Origin of the sequence: Frondihabitans sp. 4ASC-45 (assembly GCF_049472575.1) — a bacterium.
GTDB lineage: Bacteria > Actinomycetota > Actinomycetes > Actinomycetales > Microbacteriaceae > Frondihabitans.
The window spans coordinates 306,756-323,372 of the sequence record NZ_JBCEBN010000001.1; the positions used below are offsets into that span (position 1 = coordinate 306,756).

Annotated in this window: 18 protein-coding genes; 6 read left to right on the forward strand and 12 right to left on the reverse strand. The window is 67.9% G+C overall.

The features are described from left to right. Positions 1-35: 35 nt before the first annotated feature. Positions 36-659: a superoxide dismutase gene (locus VH571_RS01370; RefSeq protein ID WP_123941575.1), complete on the reverse strand. Its 624-nt coding sequence runs from the start codon at positions 657-659 to the stop codon at positions 36-38. A gap of 345 nt (positions 660-1,004) precedes the next feature. Between VH571_RS01370 and VH571_RS01375 the strand changes: the two genes are divergently transcribed. Together VH571_RS01375 and VH571_RS01380 are read left to right on the forward strand one after the other, a co-directional pair. Continuing rightward, positions 1,005-1,349, forward strand: coding sequence for an antibiotic biosynthesis monooxygenase family protein (locus VH571_RS01375; RefSeq protein WP_423262963.1), 345 nt, complete (start codon positions 1,005-1,007; stop codon positions 1,347-1,349). A gap of 63 nt (positions 1,350-1,412) precedes the next feature. Beyond that, positions 1,413-2,057, forward strand: a complete 645-nt coding sequence (locus VH571_RS01380; RefSeq protein WP_423262964.1) for an MOSC domain-containing protein — start codon at positions 1,413-1,415, stop codon at positions 2,055-2,057. A 123-nt stretch (positions 2,058-2,180) separates the two neighbouring features. Here the strand turns inward: VH571_RS01380 and VH571_RS01385 are convergent, their stop codons facing one another. From VH571_RS01385 to VH571_RS01395, 3 genes are all read right to left on the reverse strand, one after another. Then, positions 2,181-2,423: a hypothetical protein gene (locus tag VH571_RS01385; protein ID WP_055960079.1), complete on the reverse strand. Its 243-nt coding sequence runs from the start codon at positions 2,421-2,423 to the stop codon at positions 2,181-2,183. Between the two features lie 182 nt (positions 2,424-2,605). After that, positions 2,606-3,184, reverse strand: a complete 579-nt coding sequence (locus VH571_RS01390; RefSeq protein WP_423262965.1) for an alpha/beta hydrolase — start codon at positions 3,182-3,184, stop codon at positions 2,606-2,608. A gap of 107 nt (positions 3,185-3,291) precedes the next feature. Continuing rightward, positions 3,292-4,023, reverse strand: coding sequence for an NRDE family protein (locus VH571_RS01395; RefSeq protein WP_423262966.1), 732 nt, complete (start codon positions 4,021-4,023; stop codon positions 3,292-3,294). Positions 4,024-4,092: 69 nt separating this feature from the next. Here VH571_RS01395 and coaBC point away from each other — a divergent pair, with 69 nt between their 5' ends. Further along, positions 4,093-5,349 carry a bifunctional phosphopantothenoylcysteine decarboxylase/phosphopantothenate--cysteine ligase CoaBC gene (coaBC, locus tag VH571_RS01400; RefSeq protein ID WP_423263370.1) on the forward strand — a complete coding sequence of 419 codons (1,257 nt, stop codon included), beginning with the start codon at positions 4,093-4,095 and terminating at the stop codon, positions 5,347-5,349. On the opposite strand, the gene VH571_RS01405 is transcribed toward coaBC, so the two are convergent. From VH571_RS01405 to VH571_RS01435, 7 genes are all read right to left on the reverse strand, one after another. After that, positions 5,346-6,656: an LCP family protein gene (locus VH571_RS01405; RefSeq protein WP_423262967.1), complete on the reverse strand. Its 1,311-nt coding sequence runs from the start codon at positions 6,654-6,656 to the stop codon at positions 5,346-5,348. The genes coaBC and VH571_RS01405 overlap by 4 nt on opposite strands. Before the next feature lie 220 nt (positions 6,657-6,876). Further along, complete coding sequence (sufU, locus tag VH571_RS01410; protein ID WP_423262968.1) at positions 6,877-7,338, reverse strand: Fe-S cluster assembly sulfur transfer protein SufU; 462 nt, start codon at positions 7,336-7,338, stop codon at positions 6,877-6,879. Beyond that, positions 7,338-8,618 (reverse strand): aminotransferase class V-fold PLP-dependent enzyme, encoded by a 1,281-nt coding sequence (locus tag VH571_RS01415; RefSeq protein ID WP_423262969.1) that lies wholly within the window; start codon positions 8,616-8,618, stop codon positions 7,338-7,340. Before VH571_RS01415 ends, sufU begins: the two co-directional genes overlap by 1 nt. Before the next feature lie 121 nt (positions 8,619-8,739). Next, the gene (locus tag VH571_RS01420; RefSeq protein WP_423262970.1) at positions 8,740-9,945 is read right to left on the reverse strand and encodes an acyltransferase family protein; all 1,206 of its coding nucleotides are present in this window, start codon (positions 9,943-9,945) and stop codon (positions 8,740-8,742) included. A gap of 127 nt (positions 9,946-10,072) precedes the next feature. Continuing rightward, the gene (cysE, locus tag VH571_RS01425) at positions 10,073-10,600 is read right to left on the reverse strand and encodes a serine O-acetyltransferase (RefSeq protein WP_157510047.1); all 528 of its coding nucleotides are present in this window, start codon (positions 10,598-10,600) and stop codon (positions 10,073-10,075) included. Between the two features lie 4 nt (positions 10,601-10,604). Further along, positions 10,605-11,540: a cysteine synthase A gene (cysK, locus tag VH571_RS01430; protein ID WP_423262971.1), complete on the reverse strand. Its 936-nt coding sequence runs from the start codon at positions 11,538-11,540 to the stop codon at positions 10,605-10,607. Positions 11,541-11,645: 105 nt separating this feature from the next. Continuing rightward, on the reverse strand, positions 11,646-12,119 hold the full coding sequence (locus VH571_RS01435; RefSeq protein WP_423262972.1) for a hypothetical protein: 474 nt from the start codon (positions 12,117-12,119) through the stop codon (positions 11,646-11,648). 140 nt (positions 12,120-12,259) lie between these two features. On the opposite strand from VH571_RS01435, the gene VH571_RS01440 reads away from it, so the two are divergent. Next, positions 12,260-12,739: an NUDIX hydrolase gene (locus VH571_RS01440; RefSeq protein WP_423262973.1), complete on the forward strand. Its 480-nt coding sequence runs from the start codon at positions 12,260-12,262 to the stop codon at positions 12,737-12,739. Positions 12,740-12,747: 8 nt separating this feature from the next. Here the strand turns inward: VH571_RS01440 and VH571_RS01445 are convergent, their stop codons facing one another. After that, positions 12,748-13,266, reverse strand: coding sequence for a DinB family protein (locus VH571_RS01445; protein WP_423262974.1), 519 nt, complete (start codon positions 13,264-13,266; stop codon positions 12,748-12,750). Positions 13,267-13,382: 116 nt separating this feature from the next. Between VH571_RS01445 and VH571_RS01450 the strand changes: the two genes are divergently transcribed. Next, positions 13,383-14,000 (forward strand): hypothetical protein, encoded by a 618-nt coding sequence (locus tag VH571_RS01450; RefSeq protein WP_423262976.1) that lies wholly within the window; start codon positions 13,383-13,385, stop codon positions 13,998-14,000. Between the two features lie 134 nt (positions 14,001-14,134). Further along, positions 14,135-15,667 (forward strand): MFS transporter, encoded by a 1,533-nt coding sequence (locus tag VH571_RS01455; protein WP_423262977.1) that lies wholly within the window; start codon positions 14,135-14,137, stop codon positions 15,665-15,667. The last annotated feature ends 950 nt before the right edge of the window (positions 15,668-16,617 follow it).

Sequence of the window (16,617 nt, forward strand, 5' to 3'; positions counted from 1 at the left end):
GCCACGAGGGCGATGGGCGCACAGCACAGCGGGTCTTAGAAGACGAGGAGGCCGTCGGTTTTGGTGGTCGCGGCGGTGTAGCGGGCCTGGACGTTCTCCCACGAGACGATGTTCCAGAACGCTTTGACGTAGTCGGCGCGGACGTTCTGGTAGTCGAGGTAGTACGCGTGCTCCCACACGTCGAGCATCAGCAGCGGCACGAGGCCGAAGGGCACGTTGCCCTGCTGGTCGAACAGCTGGAAGATGCTGAGCTTCTGGCCGAGGATGTCGTACGCGAGCACCGACCAGCCGGARCCYTGGACGCCGAGGGCGGTCGCGGTGAAGTGCGCGGTGAACTTGTCGAACGATCCGAACTGGTCGTCGATCGCGGTGGCGAGGTCGCCGGTGGGCTTGTCGCCGCCGTCGGGCGACATGTTGGTCCAGAAGATCGAGTGGTTGACGTGGCCGCCGAGGTTGAACGCGAGGTCTTTCTCGAGCTTGTTGACGTTCGCGAGGTTGCCGGTCTCGCGTGCTTCGGCGAGGGCGGCGTTCGCGGTGTTCGCGCCGGTGACGTAGGTCTGGTGGTGCTTGGAGTGGTGCAGCTCCATGATGCGGCCCGAGATGCTCGGCGCGAGGGCCGAGTAGTCGTAGGCAAGGTCGGGAAGAGTGTATTCAGCCACGATGGTCGCTTTCTCTCGATGTTTCCGTCCGGTGTTCGGAGTCTCTTCAAGCCTAGGATCTCGGGTGCACCTGAGGTCAAGCGGGCGTTCAGGTTCGAGCGATTGAGGCGACATATGACGCGCTCCATACCTTCGGCCCCCGCTCACAAATCAGGCATCTGGGCGCGGGAGGGGCGTTCTTCCCCGCCCCGTGGGATCCTGCGCTCTTGAGTTCCTGATTCGCGCGCCCCGGGGCCCCTGTGGAGACTCCCGGCGTCGCCAGAGACGCCCTGGATAGGCTGTCTTCGTCCCCCAGCGAAGTTTCGTAAAGCGGTGCGAGTAGCGCTGCCCGAGAGAAAGAGCCTGATGTCTGTCGTCAAGATCAATGCCATCCACGTTCCTGAAGGCCAGGGAGCAGAGCTGGAGAAGCGCTTCGCCGCGCGCAAGCACTCCGTCGACGGCTCCAAGGGGTTCGAGGGGTTTCAGCTTCTGCGTCCGGTCAAGGGCGAGGAGCGCTACTTCGTTGTGACGACGTGGGATTCCGAAGAGAGCTTCCAGGAGTGGTCGGCCAACGGCGCGAAGGCGGCTCACGGCCAGAGCGCGCAGTCCGCTGCGGCGCCCGACACTTCTGCCGCTTCCGAGCAGCCGACCGCCCCCAAGCCCGTCGCGACCGGCGCCGATCTTCTCGAGTTCGAGGTCGTCGAGCTCTAGAGCCCCGCGCCTCGAGCTATCCTCGCTCTCGCGGCGCGCCGACCGGGATGGCACCATGGGCTCATGCCTGCGATCACTGCCGTCTGCCGCGTCGCCCGCCTCCAGCCCGATTCGGGGTCGCTGGGCGTGACCGCGATCGACAAGCAGCCTCTTGACGAGCCCGTGGCCGTCAAGAAGATGGGCGTGTACGGCGACATTCAGGCCAATCGGGTGCATCACGGCGGCCCCGACAAGGCGGTGTATGTCTTCGCCGACGAAGACGCCAATCACTTCGGGGCACTGCTAGGTCGCGACGTAGACCCGGGGCTCTTCGGCGAGAACCTGCGGACGTCGGGCCTCGATGTCACCGGGGCAGTGCTCGGCGAGCGCTGGCACATCGGCGAAAGCCTGGTCGTCGAGGTGACGATGCCACGCACACCGTGCGCCACCTTCGCACGCCGTATGCGCGAGCCCCAGTGGGTCAAGCGTTTCACGGCCGAGGGGCGCCCCGGTGCCTACCTCCGGGTGATCAAGGCCGGTCCGGTGGTCGCTGGTGACGAGATCGTGGTGGGCACTCGCCCCGCCCACGGAATCACGATCGGAGACTGCTTCGCCGGACTCACCGCCGAACAGGCCCGCGATCTGCTCGAGATCGAGCGAGAGGGCGGCTTCGTGGCCGATCCTGTCGTCAAGATCGCGCGCAAGACGGTCGCTCAGCAGCTGGCATGAGTCGACGCGCTCGTTCACTTCTCAGGTGACGAGCCCCGAGGATCCCACGGGGGCGCGAAAGCACGCACCTCCCGAACCCCGTTTCCTGACTTCTGCACCTCAGAACTGAGCAGTGACGCCAGGTCAGTCGCTCGCGGGTCGCGCCTGAGGCGCCTGCTCCAGCTCGTCACCACCGTCGCTGCCGTCCGCCTGCTGCTCGGGGTCGAAGTGTCCGGCCTCGTCGAGCTGCTCGCCCTTGCCGACTTCCTCGTCGCCTTTCGGCACGTGGCGTTCGGCGGAGACTCCGGCCGAGTTCACCGCGACGTAGTCGGCTTCGCCGGAGGTCACGCCGCCGAGGGGTTCGGTGGTGTCGGGCTGGTCGCTCATGGTGTTCCTTTCGTGGGGGCGGGGTGCACGGTAGGCGCTGTAGCGGGCGAACGCCCGTGCGGAGGGGCGGCGCGTGCGCATCCGTCAGGAATGCGGGCGCTCCAGGTCGCGAGATCCCCATGCCCACGCCCGTGCGCGACCCATTTCCTGACGGGCGCACAGCACCACGCAGCGACGCACCCTCAGGCGAATCCGTCGGTCAGAACGGGCTCCCCGGCGCGCTGCCTCTCGGCGAAGAGCACGATCGACGCCGCGACCGATCGCCGCGAGTCTCCCCCGAGCACGCCGTGACCTCCCCCACGCACGACGCGCACCACGCCGCGTGGCAGCTGCGTCGCCCAGTTCGCAGCGTCGGCGATGTCGGTCACCGGGTCGGCATCACCGTGGAAGACGAGCGTGGGCTGACGGATGGAGCGAGCCTCGGGAAGCGCGATTCCCGGGGGAAGGCTTATTCCGCGCGACGCCGACGTGACGATGTTGGCGAGCACGAGCGCTTCCACCGTGACGAACGGCTCGGCGGCGAGCGACGCGGCAGCTGTGGCCCCGACGCCGGAGCCGATCAGGATCCGCGGAAGCTCACGGGAGGCATCGGCGAAGACGTCTCGCGCTCGCTGCAACGACGCGCGGGTGTCGAGAGCGACGTCGGCGATCGTCTCGACGTTGAACTCGGCGACCTTCAGCACATCGACCAGATGGTGGAGATCTCCGCCGGGATCGCCTCCACCGAGGAGGACGACGGTTCCGCGCGCGGAGATGGGCATGTACTGATGGTCCGCGTTTCGAGCGAACGCCGCCACGACGTGACGATCTGTGACGCTCCTGGCACGCCGCAAGAGCGATAGAAGCCGCGACGCCACGCGACGACGGCTCAGCCCCAGTGGAGCCCGCCCTCCAGATGCCCGGGGTGATCGAGTCGCGCGTGGCGCAGGTCGACGCGTCTCGGCTGCAGGGCGAGGGTCGAGACGGAGAGGGAGGCGTAGTGGTGACCGTCGATGACGTCGGAGCGGAAGAGCGCCTGGTCGTCGCTGGTCGAGAGGGAGGAGCTGTCGGCGAGGACCCCGAGCCACGGTTGCCAGGATCCTGAATCGAGCACACCCGTCGGTCGCGCCGCCGCCTGGAACTCCGGCAGCCAGCGCAACTCGCGCGGAACCGAGGCGACGTCCGGCCCCTCGTGCGTGATCATGTGCACGCCCGGGGGCAGCTCCGTCGACGTCACGGCGCGGCCGTCCCATCGCGTGAACCGCACCGTTTCGGGCGTCAGCTCGACCAGGTTGTACGACCGGAACCGAGGATCCGACGGCTCACCGAGCGAGCCCGTCACCGAGTCGAGCGGCAGCGCGCCGCGCGAGATGTAGCCGTCTGCCGGCTCGGCGACCACCTCGTGTCGGTTGAGCACCACGGCCGCCCGCGCTGGCTCGGCGTTCGTCGCCAACCACGCCCCGCCCGCTTCGCGGTCGTGCACGCCGCGGACGCCATCGCCGAGCTCCGGCCACCATGCTCCCGGGGCGTCCCACGGGCGGTTGACGGCCTCGTCGCGGAGGCCGAGAAGCACGACCGGCCAGTCGGCGGTCGGGTCGAATCCGATGATGACGGTGCACACTCGGCCAGGATAGAGGCGAGTGCCCCGGCACTCCCAGCCAGCAACGGAAGGACCATCGTGGGCGACCGCCTGAACATCGTCGTAGGGCTCACCGGCGGTATCGCCGCGTACAAGGCGGTCGGCGTCGCCCGGTTGCTCGTGAAGGCCGGGCACGACGTGCACATCGTTCCGACCGAGGCCGCGCTGCGTTTCGTCGGCCTCCCCACGCTCGAGGCGCTGAGCCGCAACCCCGTGACGGTGTCGCTCTACGACGATGTCGCGGCGGTGCGGCATGTGGCGCTCGGGCAGGAGGCCGATCTCGTCATCGTCGCTCCGGCGACCGCCAACACGCTCGCCAAGCTGGCCGCCGGCCTGGCCGACGATCTCCTCGGCACGACGATTCTGGCGTCGCGTGCACCGCTTGTCGTGGCTCCGGCCATGCACACCGAGATGTGGTCGAACGCGGCGACGCGCGCCAACGTCGCCACGCTGCGCTCTCGCGGCGTGACCTTCGTCGGGCCGGAGTCGGGGGCCCTGACCGGCGTCGATGCCGGAGAAGGGCGAATGAGCGAGCCCGAGGCCATCGTCGCAACCGCGCTGGCCGCTTTTCAGGACAGCACGGCCACTCCTCAGGAGAGCGCGGCCACTCCTCAGGACGAACCACGCGCTCGCGATCTGGAGGGAGTGCGGGTGGTCGTCTCCGCCGGGGGCACTCGGGAGCCCCTCGATCCGGTGCGGTTCTTGGGCAACCGCTCGAGTGGGAAGCAGGGCGTGGCGCTCGCACGAGCCGCAGCCGATCGCGGCGCCGAGGTGACTCTCGTGGCCGCCCACCTGGATCCTGATGTCGATACCACCGGCCTCGACACGGTTGCCGTCACCACCGCGTCCGAGATGGCTCTCGCCGTCGAGAGCATCGCGGAGGTCTCGGATCTGATCGTCATGGCGGCTGCCGTGGCCGACTACCGCCCGGCCACCGTCTCGGAGTCGAAGATCAAGAAAGACGACCACGGCGACGATCTGACGCTTCAGCTCGTGCGCAACCCCGACATCCTGGCGGGGCTCGCGGCGAACCGACGGCCCGGGCAGCTGATCGTGGGGTTCGCGGCCGAGACCGCCCCCGACCGGGAGTCCCTGCTGGAGCTCGGCCGCACCAAAGCCGCTCGCAAAAAGGCCGATCTGCTCGTGGTCAACGCCGTCGGCTGGGCGGCGGGATTCGGCACCGACGACAACGCCATCCTGATGCTGACACCCGACGGGTCGATCAAGGCCGAGGCCAGCGGGTCGAAGCGCGAGGTAGCCGATGCACTGATCGACCAGGTGGTGGAGTTGCGAGCCGCAGCCGACTAGTACTGCCCCTTCTTGGAGCAGGTCTTCTGGGCTGCCGTCTGACCGGAGACCGACGGTGGGAGGGTGACCGCGGGGGCGGGGGCGGATCCTGGTCTCGTGGATTTGGTGGCGGTGGGAGTCGGTGCGGCACCGCCCGTGGCAGTTGGCGCTGGCGTCGCTGTCGCTGTCGCTTTCGGTGTCGACGTCGCCGACGGGCTCGTGTCGACCTCCGCCGCGTCGCCGGTGGTTCCGCTCAAGCGGATGGGCTGATCGGACTGCAGCGCCGTGTTCAGCTGCTCTGCGGCGTAGACGTTGGGCACCACCCGGTTGATGTTGTCAGGATCTTGACCCACTGGGTACTGAACGAACACCATGTTGTCGAGTCCGACCTTCTGCACCGCCTGCACGATGCCGAGGAGGGTCTTTACGTTCAACGTGTCGGAGAGCAGCATGTTCTTGGCCGCCGCCGACGCGATCGAATAGAGCTTGAACGGGTTGGTCAGCGTCGTCGAGCTGGTGAGCTCGCGGGCCAGCGACGACATGAACACCTGCTGGTTGCTGATGCGCCCCAGGTCGCTTCCGTCGCCCACGCCTTTCCTGCTTCTCAGGAACGAAAGCGCTTCGCTGCCGACGAGCGTGCGCTCGCCCGCTTTGAGATCGAGGGGCGGCGTGACGTTGTAGTCGACGATCGGGGTCGCCAGGCAGACGGTCACCCCGCCGATCGCCGACGAGATGGCGCTGGTACCGTCGAATGTGACGCTGGCCGCGTAGGGGATGTCGAGGCCGGTGAGCTGTTCGACGGTCAGGACGGCGCAGGCGAGGCCGTTGCGATCGTCTCCCCCGCGGCTGAGCGCCGTGTTGAGCATGGACTTGCTACTGGAATACGAGGATCCGCCCGACGCCGTGGGGCAGGACGGGATGGGGATCTCAAGGTCTCGCGGAAAACTCACGACGGAGATCGAATCGTGGTTCTTCGAGATGTGAAGGAGGATGTTGACGTCGTTGTTGCCGGAGCCGGTGCTGGCGCTCTGGTTAGCGGAATCGGAGTACTCGGCCCCCTGCTTCGAGCGCGTGTCGGTTCCGACCAGGAGCATGTTCACCTCGCCGACCGTCTGACCGGCGGGTGCCTTGGGCAGAGGCTCTGCCGTGCGGCCGGGAAGGTGGGGGATGTGCACCGGAGGAGCGGCGGTCGCGACGACATCGTGTGCGGCGTACGCCGCCACGCACGCCGAGGAGACGAGCGCGACCGCAACCGCGAGCCCCACGAATCGGAACGCGGAGGCGACCGGGTGGCTCTCGCGGAGCCGCCCGTGCTGAATCTGAGCCATGGCACTCCAACGGAGACGTGGGTCGGATTCTCAGCGTAAGCGACGGGTGCGTGCTGCTGTGACGTGCGACACACCCCCGTCCTGGGGTCGTCGGACGTGCGAACCCTCGCGCGCCGAGACGTCATGCGGACTCTCCGTCGCGCCGGGGCACGTCGCGGATTCCGCTGGGCGTCTCTCAGCTCGGCGGCGACTAGCTCGACGCCGGGCGACTCAGCGCCCGCTAGCTCGGCGCCACCCGCGCCCCGAGCTGCGTCGCACACGCCTCCGCCGCGACCCACGAGAGCATCGCGCACTTCACCCGCATGACGAACTTCGACACCCCCTGAAGGGCGACCGCGTCGCCCAGAAGATCTTCGTCGGGCTCGCCCACGCCTTTCGAGCGCATCATGCCGCGGAAGGCCTCTGTTCGTTCGGCGAGCTCGGCCAGGGTCAGCCCGGGCGCCATCCCCGCCAGCACCGAGGCGGAGGCCATAGAGATGCTGCAGCCGTCGCCCTCCCAGGCGAGTGAGCGGATTGTGTCGGTGCCCGCTTCCATGACCACGCGAACCGTGATCTCGTCGCCGCAGGTCGGGTTCCGTTCGAAGTGTTCCGCGTCGGCACCGGGCAGTTCGCCTTCGCCCGTCCGCGCCTTGGAGTGGTCGAGGATCACCTGCTGATAGAGCCCCGCGAGTGCGTCAGCCATCAGGCCACCCCGAAGTAGCCGCGGACCTCGGCGACGCCGGCGAGCAGTCGATCGATCTCGTCGTCGGTCGTATAGAGGTAGGTCGAGGCGCGGGTCGTCGCGGTCAGCCCGAGGCGACGGTGGAGTGGTTGCGCGCAGTGGTGCCCCACACGCACGGCGATGCCCTGCGCGTCGAGGTACTGGCCGACATCGTGCGCGTGCACGCCGGCGACGTCGAAGCTCGCCAGACCGGAGCGCGGTACCCCGGCCGCCGGGCCGACGACGCGAATGCCCGGTAGGGCAGTGAGGCCGGAGACGAGACGCTCCGCGAGGCGCTCCTCGTGGGCTTCGATGGCCCCCAGACCGACGGCCTCGAGGTAGCGAATCGCTTCGGCGAAGGCGACGGCCTGCGACACCGGCTGCGTACCTGCTTCGAACCGCTGCGGGGCGGGTAGGAACGTCGTCGACTCCATCGTCACGGTCGAGATCATCGACCCTCCGGTGCGGAACGGGGGCAACGCGTCGAGCAGCTCTTTTCGGCCCCAGAGCACGCCAATGCCTGTGGGGCCGAGCATCTTGTGGGCGGAGAACGCCGCGAAGTCGACACCCAACCGCGCCAGGTCGAGAGGTCGGTGCGGCGCGGATTGGCACGCGTCGAGCACGACGAGGGCCCCGACGCCGTGGGCCAGCTCGACGAGCTCTTCGACCGGGGCGACGTAGCCGGTGACGTTCGAGATGTGCGCGAAGGCAAGGATCCGGGTGCGAGCCCCGATCACGGAGCGCGCGTCGTCGAGACTCCACGTGCCGTCATCGGCCACGGGCACATAGCGGAACACCGCGCCCGTCCGGGCCGCGAGCTCTTGCCACGGAACGAGATTGGCGTGATGCTCCGCTTCGGTCACCACGATCTCATCGCCGGGCGAGAGGGCGAAACGCTTCGCGGGGGATCCTCCCCGCCCGTCGGTCGCCGCCTCGAACCCGTGCGCGACCAGGTTGAGCGCATCAGTGGCATTGGAAGTCCAGACGATCTCGTCGGACGACGCCGCACCAACGAAGCGGGCGACGGTCTCACGAGCCTCTTCGTAGGCCTCGGTTGCGAGCCCCGCCAGCGTGTGCGCGCCGCGGTGAACGGCAGCGTTGGTCGTCTCGAGAAAACGCCTTTCAGCGTCGAGCACCCACGTCGGCCGCTGAGCGGTCGCGCCGGTATCGAGGTACGCCAGAGGGAACCCGTTCACTTCGTGCTGGAGGCCGGGAAAATCGAGTCGTTTCGCGCTGATGTCGAATGCGGTGCTTGTCGTCACGAAAACAACGATTCCACACTCGTCTGATTTGTCGAGGCGTTCTCCACAGGGTTACGCCCAGGGCGTCCTTACTCGCCGCCTGGGGAGCCGAGGCAACTCGAGCGTTCCGAGCCCAAGACGGTTACGCGTCGGCCGTAACGGCCTCGCGCTTGACCGGCTGCGACCAGGACGCGGGCTCGAAGCGCTTCTTGATCCTCAAGAACGGCTTCTCGACGGCGAAGTGGCTGCCGATGGCGACAAGGCTGGCCGCCACGACCAGGGCGAACTTGCCCCAGAGGCCGTGGACGTAGGGCTCGACCAGGGCGATGACGACCATGTGCCAGAGGTAGAGCGAATACGACACGTTCCGGCCGAACCAGGCCATGGGCTTCCACGACAGGGCGATCGACAGCGGGGAACGCCGCGACACCATTCCGCCAATCAGCAGGGCCGACGCGAGGCCGACCAGAGGCAGGGTGAAACCGAAGGTCGTCGCGGTCTGCTGCCAGCCTTCGCCGGGCAAACCGTCGTTCATCATCGCGGCGATCGTGACCACGCCTAGGAATCCGACCCAGCTGGCCACGGCTCCGAACCAGCCCGCGAAGAACGTGCGTGCCCGTTCGTGTGTCAGGGCGAGGGCGAGAACGCAGCCCATCATGAGCGGAGCGACGTTCGACACCGGGCTGAAGTAGATGTCGGGAGTCGCGATGCCCGAGGGCGTGTCGTAAAGAACAGCCGAGAAGACGCAGGAGGCGATGACGGCAGCGGCGCCGATCCAGGCGATTACTTTGCGACGCAGCCCCTTCGAGAGCAGCAGAAGCAGGATCGGGGGCCAGATCAGATAGAACTGCTCCTCCATCGCCAGGCTCCAGCCGGGCGCGAAGACGCCCTGCGACACGTGGGCGAACGCGCGCATGAAGTTACCGGTATACGTGAGAGCGATCAACGCACCGCTTCCGGCGCCGACGTCGGAGTAGCCGTAATCGCCCACCAGGAACCACAGGGCTGCTGCCACGACCACGACGGCCACGAGCGACGGATAGAGCCGAAGGATCCGGCGCACCCAGAATCGACCCAACCGAATCGTGGCCTCCCGACGGTGCTCTTCCAGCAGCAGCGACGTGATCAGGTAGCCCGAGAGCACGAAGAACACGTTGACGCCGACAAAGCCGCCCTTCATGCCCGGAACGTGCAGGTGGTAGAGAACGACGCCGAGGATGGCGAGCGCGCGCAGCCCATCCAGGGGCAGCACTCGTCCACCCTTCGCGGGGGCCTTGTCGTGCTTCGAAATGTCTCTCGCCGGACGGGTTGGAGCGGTGACCGGCTTGATCGGGGTCGTCGTCGCCATCAGGCCAGTGAACTCTTTCTCACCTATGGAGAGCCTGATAACGATTTGCTGAGTGTCTCTTGTTGACCGGACCGTGCCGCTAGAGCGGGCACTCCCCCGCCAGAGCGGACGCGCAGGCACTCCCCCGCTAGAGCGGACGCGCGGGCACTCCCACGACGGTGGCGCCAGCCGCCACATCGTGTGTGACCACGGCACCCGCACCCACGCGGGCGTCGGCGCCGACGCTGATCGCCCCCAGCACGGCCGCCCCCGCGCCCACGATCACCCGGTCACCCAGCGTCGGGTGCCGTCGCGAGGCGGTGCCGGTGCCCCGGCCCCCGAGGGTCACGCCGTGATAGAGCAGCACGTCGTGGCCGACGACGGCTGTCTCGCCGATCACGACGCCCATGCCGTGGTCGATGAAGAGCCGGTCGCCGATCCGGGCGCCGGGGTGGATCTCGATGCCGGTCAGCGAGCGAGTCAGCTGCGACAGCAGGCGCGCGACAAACCGCGCGCCGACGAAGGGTCGGACGCGCCACAACCTGCTCGTAACTCGATAGGCCCAGACCGCATGAAGGCCGGAATAGAGCAGCACGATCTCGAACGAGCCGCGGGCGGCGGGATCACCCCGCCGAACCGCCGCGACATCGTCGCGCAGCCGCGCGACCAGACGCACCGCCCTAATCCGAGAGGTCGCTGAACAACACTGTCGAGAGGTACCGCTCGCCGGTGTCGCAGACGATGGCGACGATCCGCTTGCCGGCCATGTCGGGGCGCTTGGCGATCTCGAGGGCCGCGTGCATGATCGCGCCCGACGAGATGCCGCTCAGGATGCCTTCCTGGGTGGCCAGGTCGCGGGCGACACGAAGCGCGTCGTCGAGCTCGACGGGGAAGACCTCGTCGTACACGGATGTGTCGAGCACCTCGGGAACGAAGTTGGCACCGATGCCCGCGATCTTGTGCGGCCCGGCCTTGCCCTGCGAGAGGAGCGGCGAATCGGCCGGCTCGACCGCGACGATGCGGACGCCCGGCACCTTTTCTTTCAGCACCTGACCGACACCCGTGATGGTGCCGCCCGTGCCGACGCCGGCGATGAAGACGTCGACCCGGCCGTCGGTGTCGCGCAGGATCTCCTGTGCGGTCGTGGTGCGGTGGATCTCGGCGTTGGCAACGGTTTCGAACTGGTGGGCGAGAATGGCGCCCGGAGTCTCGGCCACGATCTGCTCGGCACGGTCGTGAGCACCGCGCATGCCCTCGCCGCCGGGTGTCAGCACGATCTCGGCACCGTAGGCGCGCATGAGCACTCGTCGCTCAACGCTCATCGTCTCGGGCATCGTCACGACGACGCGGTAACCGCGCGCGGCCCCGACGAGAGCGAGCGCGATGCCGGTGTTGCCGCTCGACCCCTCGACGATCGTGCCGCCGGGCTTCAGGTCGCCGGAGGCTTCGGCCGCGTCGACGATCGCGACGCCGAGGCGATCCTTGACGCTGCCGCCGGGGTTGTAGAACTCGAGCTTGCCGAGGATCTCGGGGCCGCCCGCTTCGCCCAGCTTGTTGATGCGCACGAGAGGGGTGTTGCCGAACGCCTGGGTGATGTCGTCGTAGATGCCGGTCATGCTCGGGTCTCGTTCCGTCGTCGGTACTGGGGACGCCTCGATTCTAGGCGCGCACTCAATTTCCTCGGGACGATCTTCCACAGGCGCCGGGAGCGACAGATCCGATCAGAGAGTGGCGAGCGATGCGACCTGAATGTCGAGGTCGATGATCAGCGAGAGCGTACGGCCACCCTCGTTGAGAGAACGGAATTCGTACTGCCGATCGCCGATCTCCTGCGGCTCCGACCAGGCGAGGGCCAGCCTGCTCCGATGATCGAGAGGGCTGTAGATGGCGAGCCAGCGGATGATCGCCGCTCGCTCCGCGCGGACGGTGCGGCTGTGGATGCTGCGACGGCGACTGATGATCGCGGCGATGACCGTGAAGGCGACACCGGCGAGGATGGCGGCGATCTTGGCCGTTCCCTCGAGAGGCAGGAGTGCCGCGATCACGATGGACTGCGCGGCCGCGATCAGAAGCGTGGAGTCGAGCACGGAATAACGGCGCATTGGCGTCCCGCGGCCGTCGCCCGCTTTGATGCGGGTGAACGGCAGCTCGATCTCGCGGAGCGCGTCGGCTCCTGCAGGATTGACGATGGTCACTTGTGGTACTCCCCTGGCCCGCCCGTCGGGCCCATATCGATGTTCCCCGCCTCGGCCGACCACGGGCAGTCCCCCTTCCGGGGCTTCACGCCCCCAGTTCGCGGGGTCGGCTCCCCCGGAGCGATTGCTAGCCTCGACGAATGGCCATCCCCGACTTCGTCCTTGCCCTCCGCGAGAAGATCGGCACCGTCCCCCTCTGGATCTCGGGCGTCACCGCGGTCGTCGTCCGTAATTCAGGAGAGCGTCGCGATGTGCTCATGGTGCGGCGGGCCGACACGGGCGCCTGGACCCCAGTAACCGGCATCATCGACCCGGGCGAGCAGCCGGCGGTCGCCGCCGCACGCGAAGTCAAAGAAGAGGCCGATGTCGTGGCGGTGCCCGTGCGCTTCTCTCGGCTCGGCGTGACTGACGAAATCGTCTATGCCAACGGCGACCGAGCCCAGTACATCGACCACACGTTCCTCTTCGAGTACGTGTCGGGTGAGCCGTTTCCTGCCGATGGCGAGAACACCGAGGCTCGATGGTTCCCGGCCGACGCCCTTCCTGAGATGTCGCCCGACATGGTGGAGCGCGTCGACGCCGCCCTCAGCGGTGAGCGTGAGGCCCGCTTCGACTCCTGAACGCCCCGTCAGCCGACGACGTCGTGCAGGTGGTGGATCGGGTCGTGCACGAAGTAGGTAGCCAGGCTCTCGACGGTGAATGCACTGCCGTCGGAGCGGAAGCCGGTGCGGCCGAGCGATCCGGCGGGCACCGTGTCGAACGACCGGGCGACCGCCTCTGCGGCCGCAGCCAGTTCGCTCGCGACCACCGTCAGATCCTGCGCTCCGTAGTCGTCGGCGACGGCCGTCGCGTCTTGGTCCCAGTTCGCGAAGGTCGGGCCGTCTTCGGTCAGCATGAGAGCGAGGCGTTCGTCGAAGATACGGAACACGTCGCGCACGTGGGCCGCGTATTCGAGGGGCGACCAGGTGCTGCCGTCCGGTCGGAGTGCCGCGTCGGGTGAGGCCAGCGGCGGGGCCCACGCTGCAGCATTGCGGCGCACGAGGCCCGGAACGTCGGCGAAGGCGACCGTCGCGGCATCGAATCCGCAGTCGGTGCAGGGCTCGTCGAGCACCCAGGTCCAGTTCTTGGTGTCGGGAACGATCGGCATGACCTCAGGCTAGAGAGCCGAGGATCCCACGCGAAGACGGAGGACTGCCAGTCACCGTTCCACAAGTGCCACCGCTTCACCCGGCGATCGTCGGCGGTGGGCACTAGGTTCGAAGGGTGGTGATTTCCAAGTCGAAGCGTGCCGCACTCGCGGCGGAAACCGTCGACCCCAAAGAGGTCGAGGGGGCCGTCAGCGACGGCCTGCTGATCGCAAAGTCGGCGGCGACGATCGGCGTCGCCAACCGGATCATCATTCGGGCGCTTCGCGAGCAGAAGTCGTTCGACCGCGACGACACCGCGGAGGCCGTGGGTGACGAGCTCCGCCGTCTCGCCGCCGAGCAGCGCGACCTTGCGACCCGAATGGTCGATGCGCGCACGAAGGCCCTGAAATCGAAGGGTCGCTCGCGGCACCAGTTCGACTACCGCGCCGACGACAACTCGGCCCTCGCCGCACGCGAGACGATCTACACGACCATCGCAGCCCGCCTCGAGGAGCGCTCTCACGACGACGCCCTCATCGCCGAGATCGTGATGTCGGCTCGCGACCGCGCCTGGAACGACGTCGGCGGGGCCATCATGAGTCACGTGAACGCGGTCGTCGTGCCCGATACCGCCTATGGCGCTCAGCGCGAGGCTCGGCTGAAAGAGCTGCTCGACGTCGACCTGGCAGAACTCGCATCGTCGCGTCGCTCGAGGCCTGCCCGCAAGAATTCATCCGAGATTCCTGGCGAATAGTCGTTGGGGCGGGAATAATTGCAGTGGGTGCACGATTGCATCCCCAGTGTCGGTGGCTCTTTTTAGGCTGACCTCAGCACACCGCGTCCAATGACGAACGCCCACCTCCTCCCGTCTCGATCGTCAGGACAGCCATGACCACCACCACATCTACGCCTACGGGGTCCGTCGCCACGACGCGCACTCCGGGTGGCGCCGTCCGCGACCATAAGTGGCTGATCCTGACCGTCGTCGGGCTGGCCCAGCTCATGGTGGTGCTCGACGCCACCATCGTGAACATAGCCCTGCCCTCCGCGCAGAGCGCCCTCGGGTTCACCAACGACAACCGCCAATGGGTCGTGACCGCGTACTCGCTGGCCTTTGGCAGTCTCCTGCTCCTCGGTGGCCGCCTCTCCGACATCTTCGGCCGCAAGACGACCTTCATCATCGGCCTCATCGGCTTCGCCGTCGCCTCCGTGCTCGGTGGCGCAGCCGAGTCGTTCGGCTGGCTCGTCGCAGCCCGGGCGCTGCAGGGCGTCTTCGGTGCGCTGCTGGCGCCGTCGGCCCTCGGCATCATGACCACGACGTTCTCCAACCCGAAGGAGCGCGCCAAGGCGTTCGCCATCTTCGGCGCCATCGCCGGTTCTGGGGCGGCAGTCGGTCTGCTCCTCGGCGGCGTGCTCACCGAGTACACCTCATGGCGGTTCTGCCTCTTCGTCAACGTCATCTTCGCCGCGGTCGCACTCGTGGGCGCCGTCGCGTTCCTGAAGAAGCGCGGCACGACCGACCAGAAGCACTACGTCGACGTGCCCGGTGTCATCACCGTGACCCTCGGCCTCGTCGGAATCGTCTACGGCTTCTCGAACGCCGAGACGAACTCGTGGAGCGACCCGATCACGATCATCTGCCTCGCCGGCGGCGTCGTCCTCCTGGCCGCGTTCGTTCTGATCCAGTCGCGTGTCAAGCACCCGCTGCTGCCCCTCCGCGTCATCCTGAACCGCGACCGCGGCGGCTCGTACCTCGTCATCGGCCTGGCCGGAATCGGCATGTTCGCCGTGTTCCTCTTCCTGACCTACTACCTCGAGCTCACCCTCGGCTTCTCGTCGCTGAAGACCGGCGTCGCCTTCCTGCCGATGCCGCTCTCGATCATGCTCAGCGCCACCGTCTTCGGCAGCCGCCTGCTGCCGCGAGTCGGGCCGCGTCTGCTCATCTTCGTCGGCGGTCTGCTGGGCGCTGCGGGCCTCGCTCTACTCAGCCGCATCGGTCTGGACACGAGCTACGCCAGCACGGTGCTGCCGGGTCTGATCGTCATGGGTCTTGGCATGGGCCTCATCTTCTCGTCGGCCATGAACACAGCGACCTCAGGCGTCGGCCGCGAAGACGCCGGCGTGGCCTCGGCGACGGTCAACACGATGCAGCAGATCGGCGGCTCGATCGGCACCGCGTTGCTCTCCACGCTCAGCGCTGGTGCGGTCACCCGTTACCTCAACGCCAACGGCACCTCGAAAATCGACCAGGCCAACGCCGTGCTCTCCGGCTACCACCTGTCGTTCTGGGTCTCGACCGGCGTGTTCGTGATCATCGCGATCATCGGCGGCACCGTGCTGCAGAAGCACTCCGTGCGCCAGGCCCAGATCGCGGCCGCGGGCACTCTGTCGCACGACGACGTTCCGGTGGCGGCGCACTAGCCTCCGCGCCAGCACCCAAGGGGCTCTCCGCCGGTGACGGGGGGCCCTTTTTGTGCGTGCGGGTGGGGGGCGTGCGGTTGTGCGTGCGTGGCGGGCGGGCGGGTGGGCGCGGGTGTGCGGGCGCGAGCGTGCGTGAGGTGTGCGCAGAACAGGAAACGAGGCGCGGCCAGGCGGCAGCAGGCGTCGCCCACGCACGGCCAGGCCCGCATACCTGAAACATTCACGCGGCCGGGACCTTGGTCGCGCGGGTGACGAGCGCGGGATCCTGCGATACCCCGCTCGCACAACAGGAAACGAGGCGCAGCGACGCGGCAACAGGCGGCACCCAAGCACGGCCGGGCCTGAATACCTGAAACGTGCTCGCAGCCGGAACCCTGGTCGCCAGCGTGACCAGCGCAGGATCCTGCGGTACCCCGCGCACACAACAGGAAACGAAGCGCGGCGACATCGCAGCAGGCGGCACCCACGCACGGCCGGGCCTGAAAACTTGAAACGTGCGCGCTTCTTCTGCGTGAGCGTGCGATGTGCGCAGAACAGGAAACGAGGCGCGGCGACGCGGCAACTGGCGGCACCCACGCGTGGCCGGGCCTGAATGCCTGAAATGTGCACGTGGCCAGGAGCATGGTGGCGCGGGTGAGGCGTGCAGGATCCTGCGCGACCCCGCTCGCACAACAGGAAACGAAGCGCGGCGACACGGCAGCAGGCGGCACCCACGCACGGCCGGGCCTGAATGCCTGAAACGTGCACGTGGCCGAGGCCATGGTCGCCAGCGTGACCAGCGCAGGATCCTGCACGCCCCGCTCCCCCACCCCCATGCACGCAACTCAGGCATGCAGTCCCCACGCGGCGGCGCCGCGCCACCTCCACGCACGCGGCGCACCCACATGCCTGAAAACCGCGCACGCAAAAGCCCCGCCGCCCGAGCAGGAAGCTCGAGCGGCAGGGCAGTG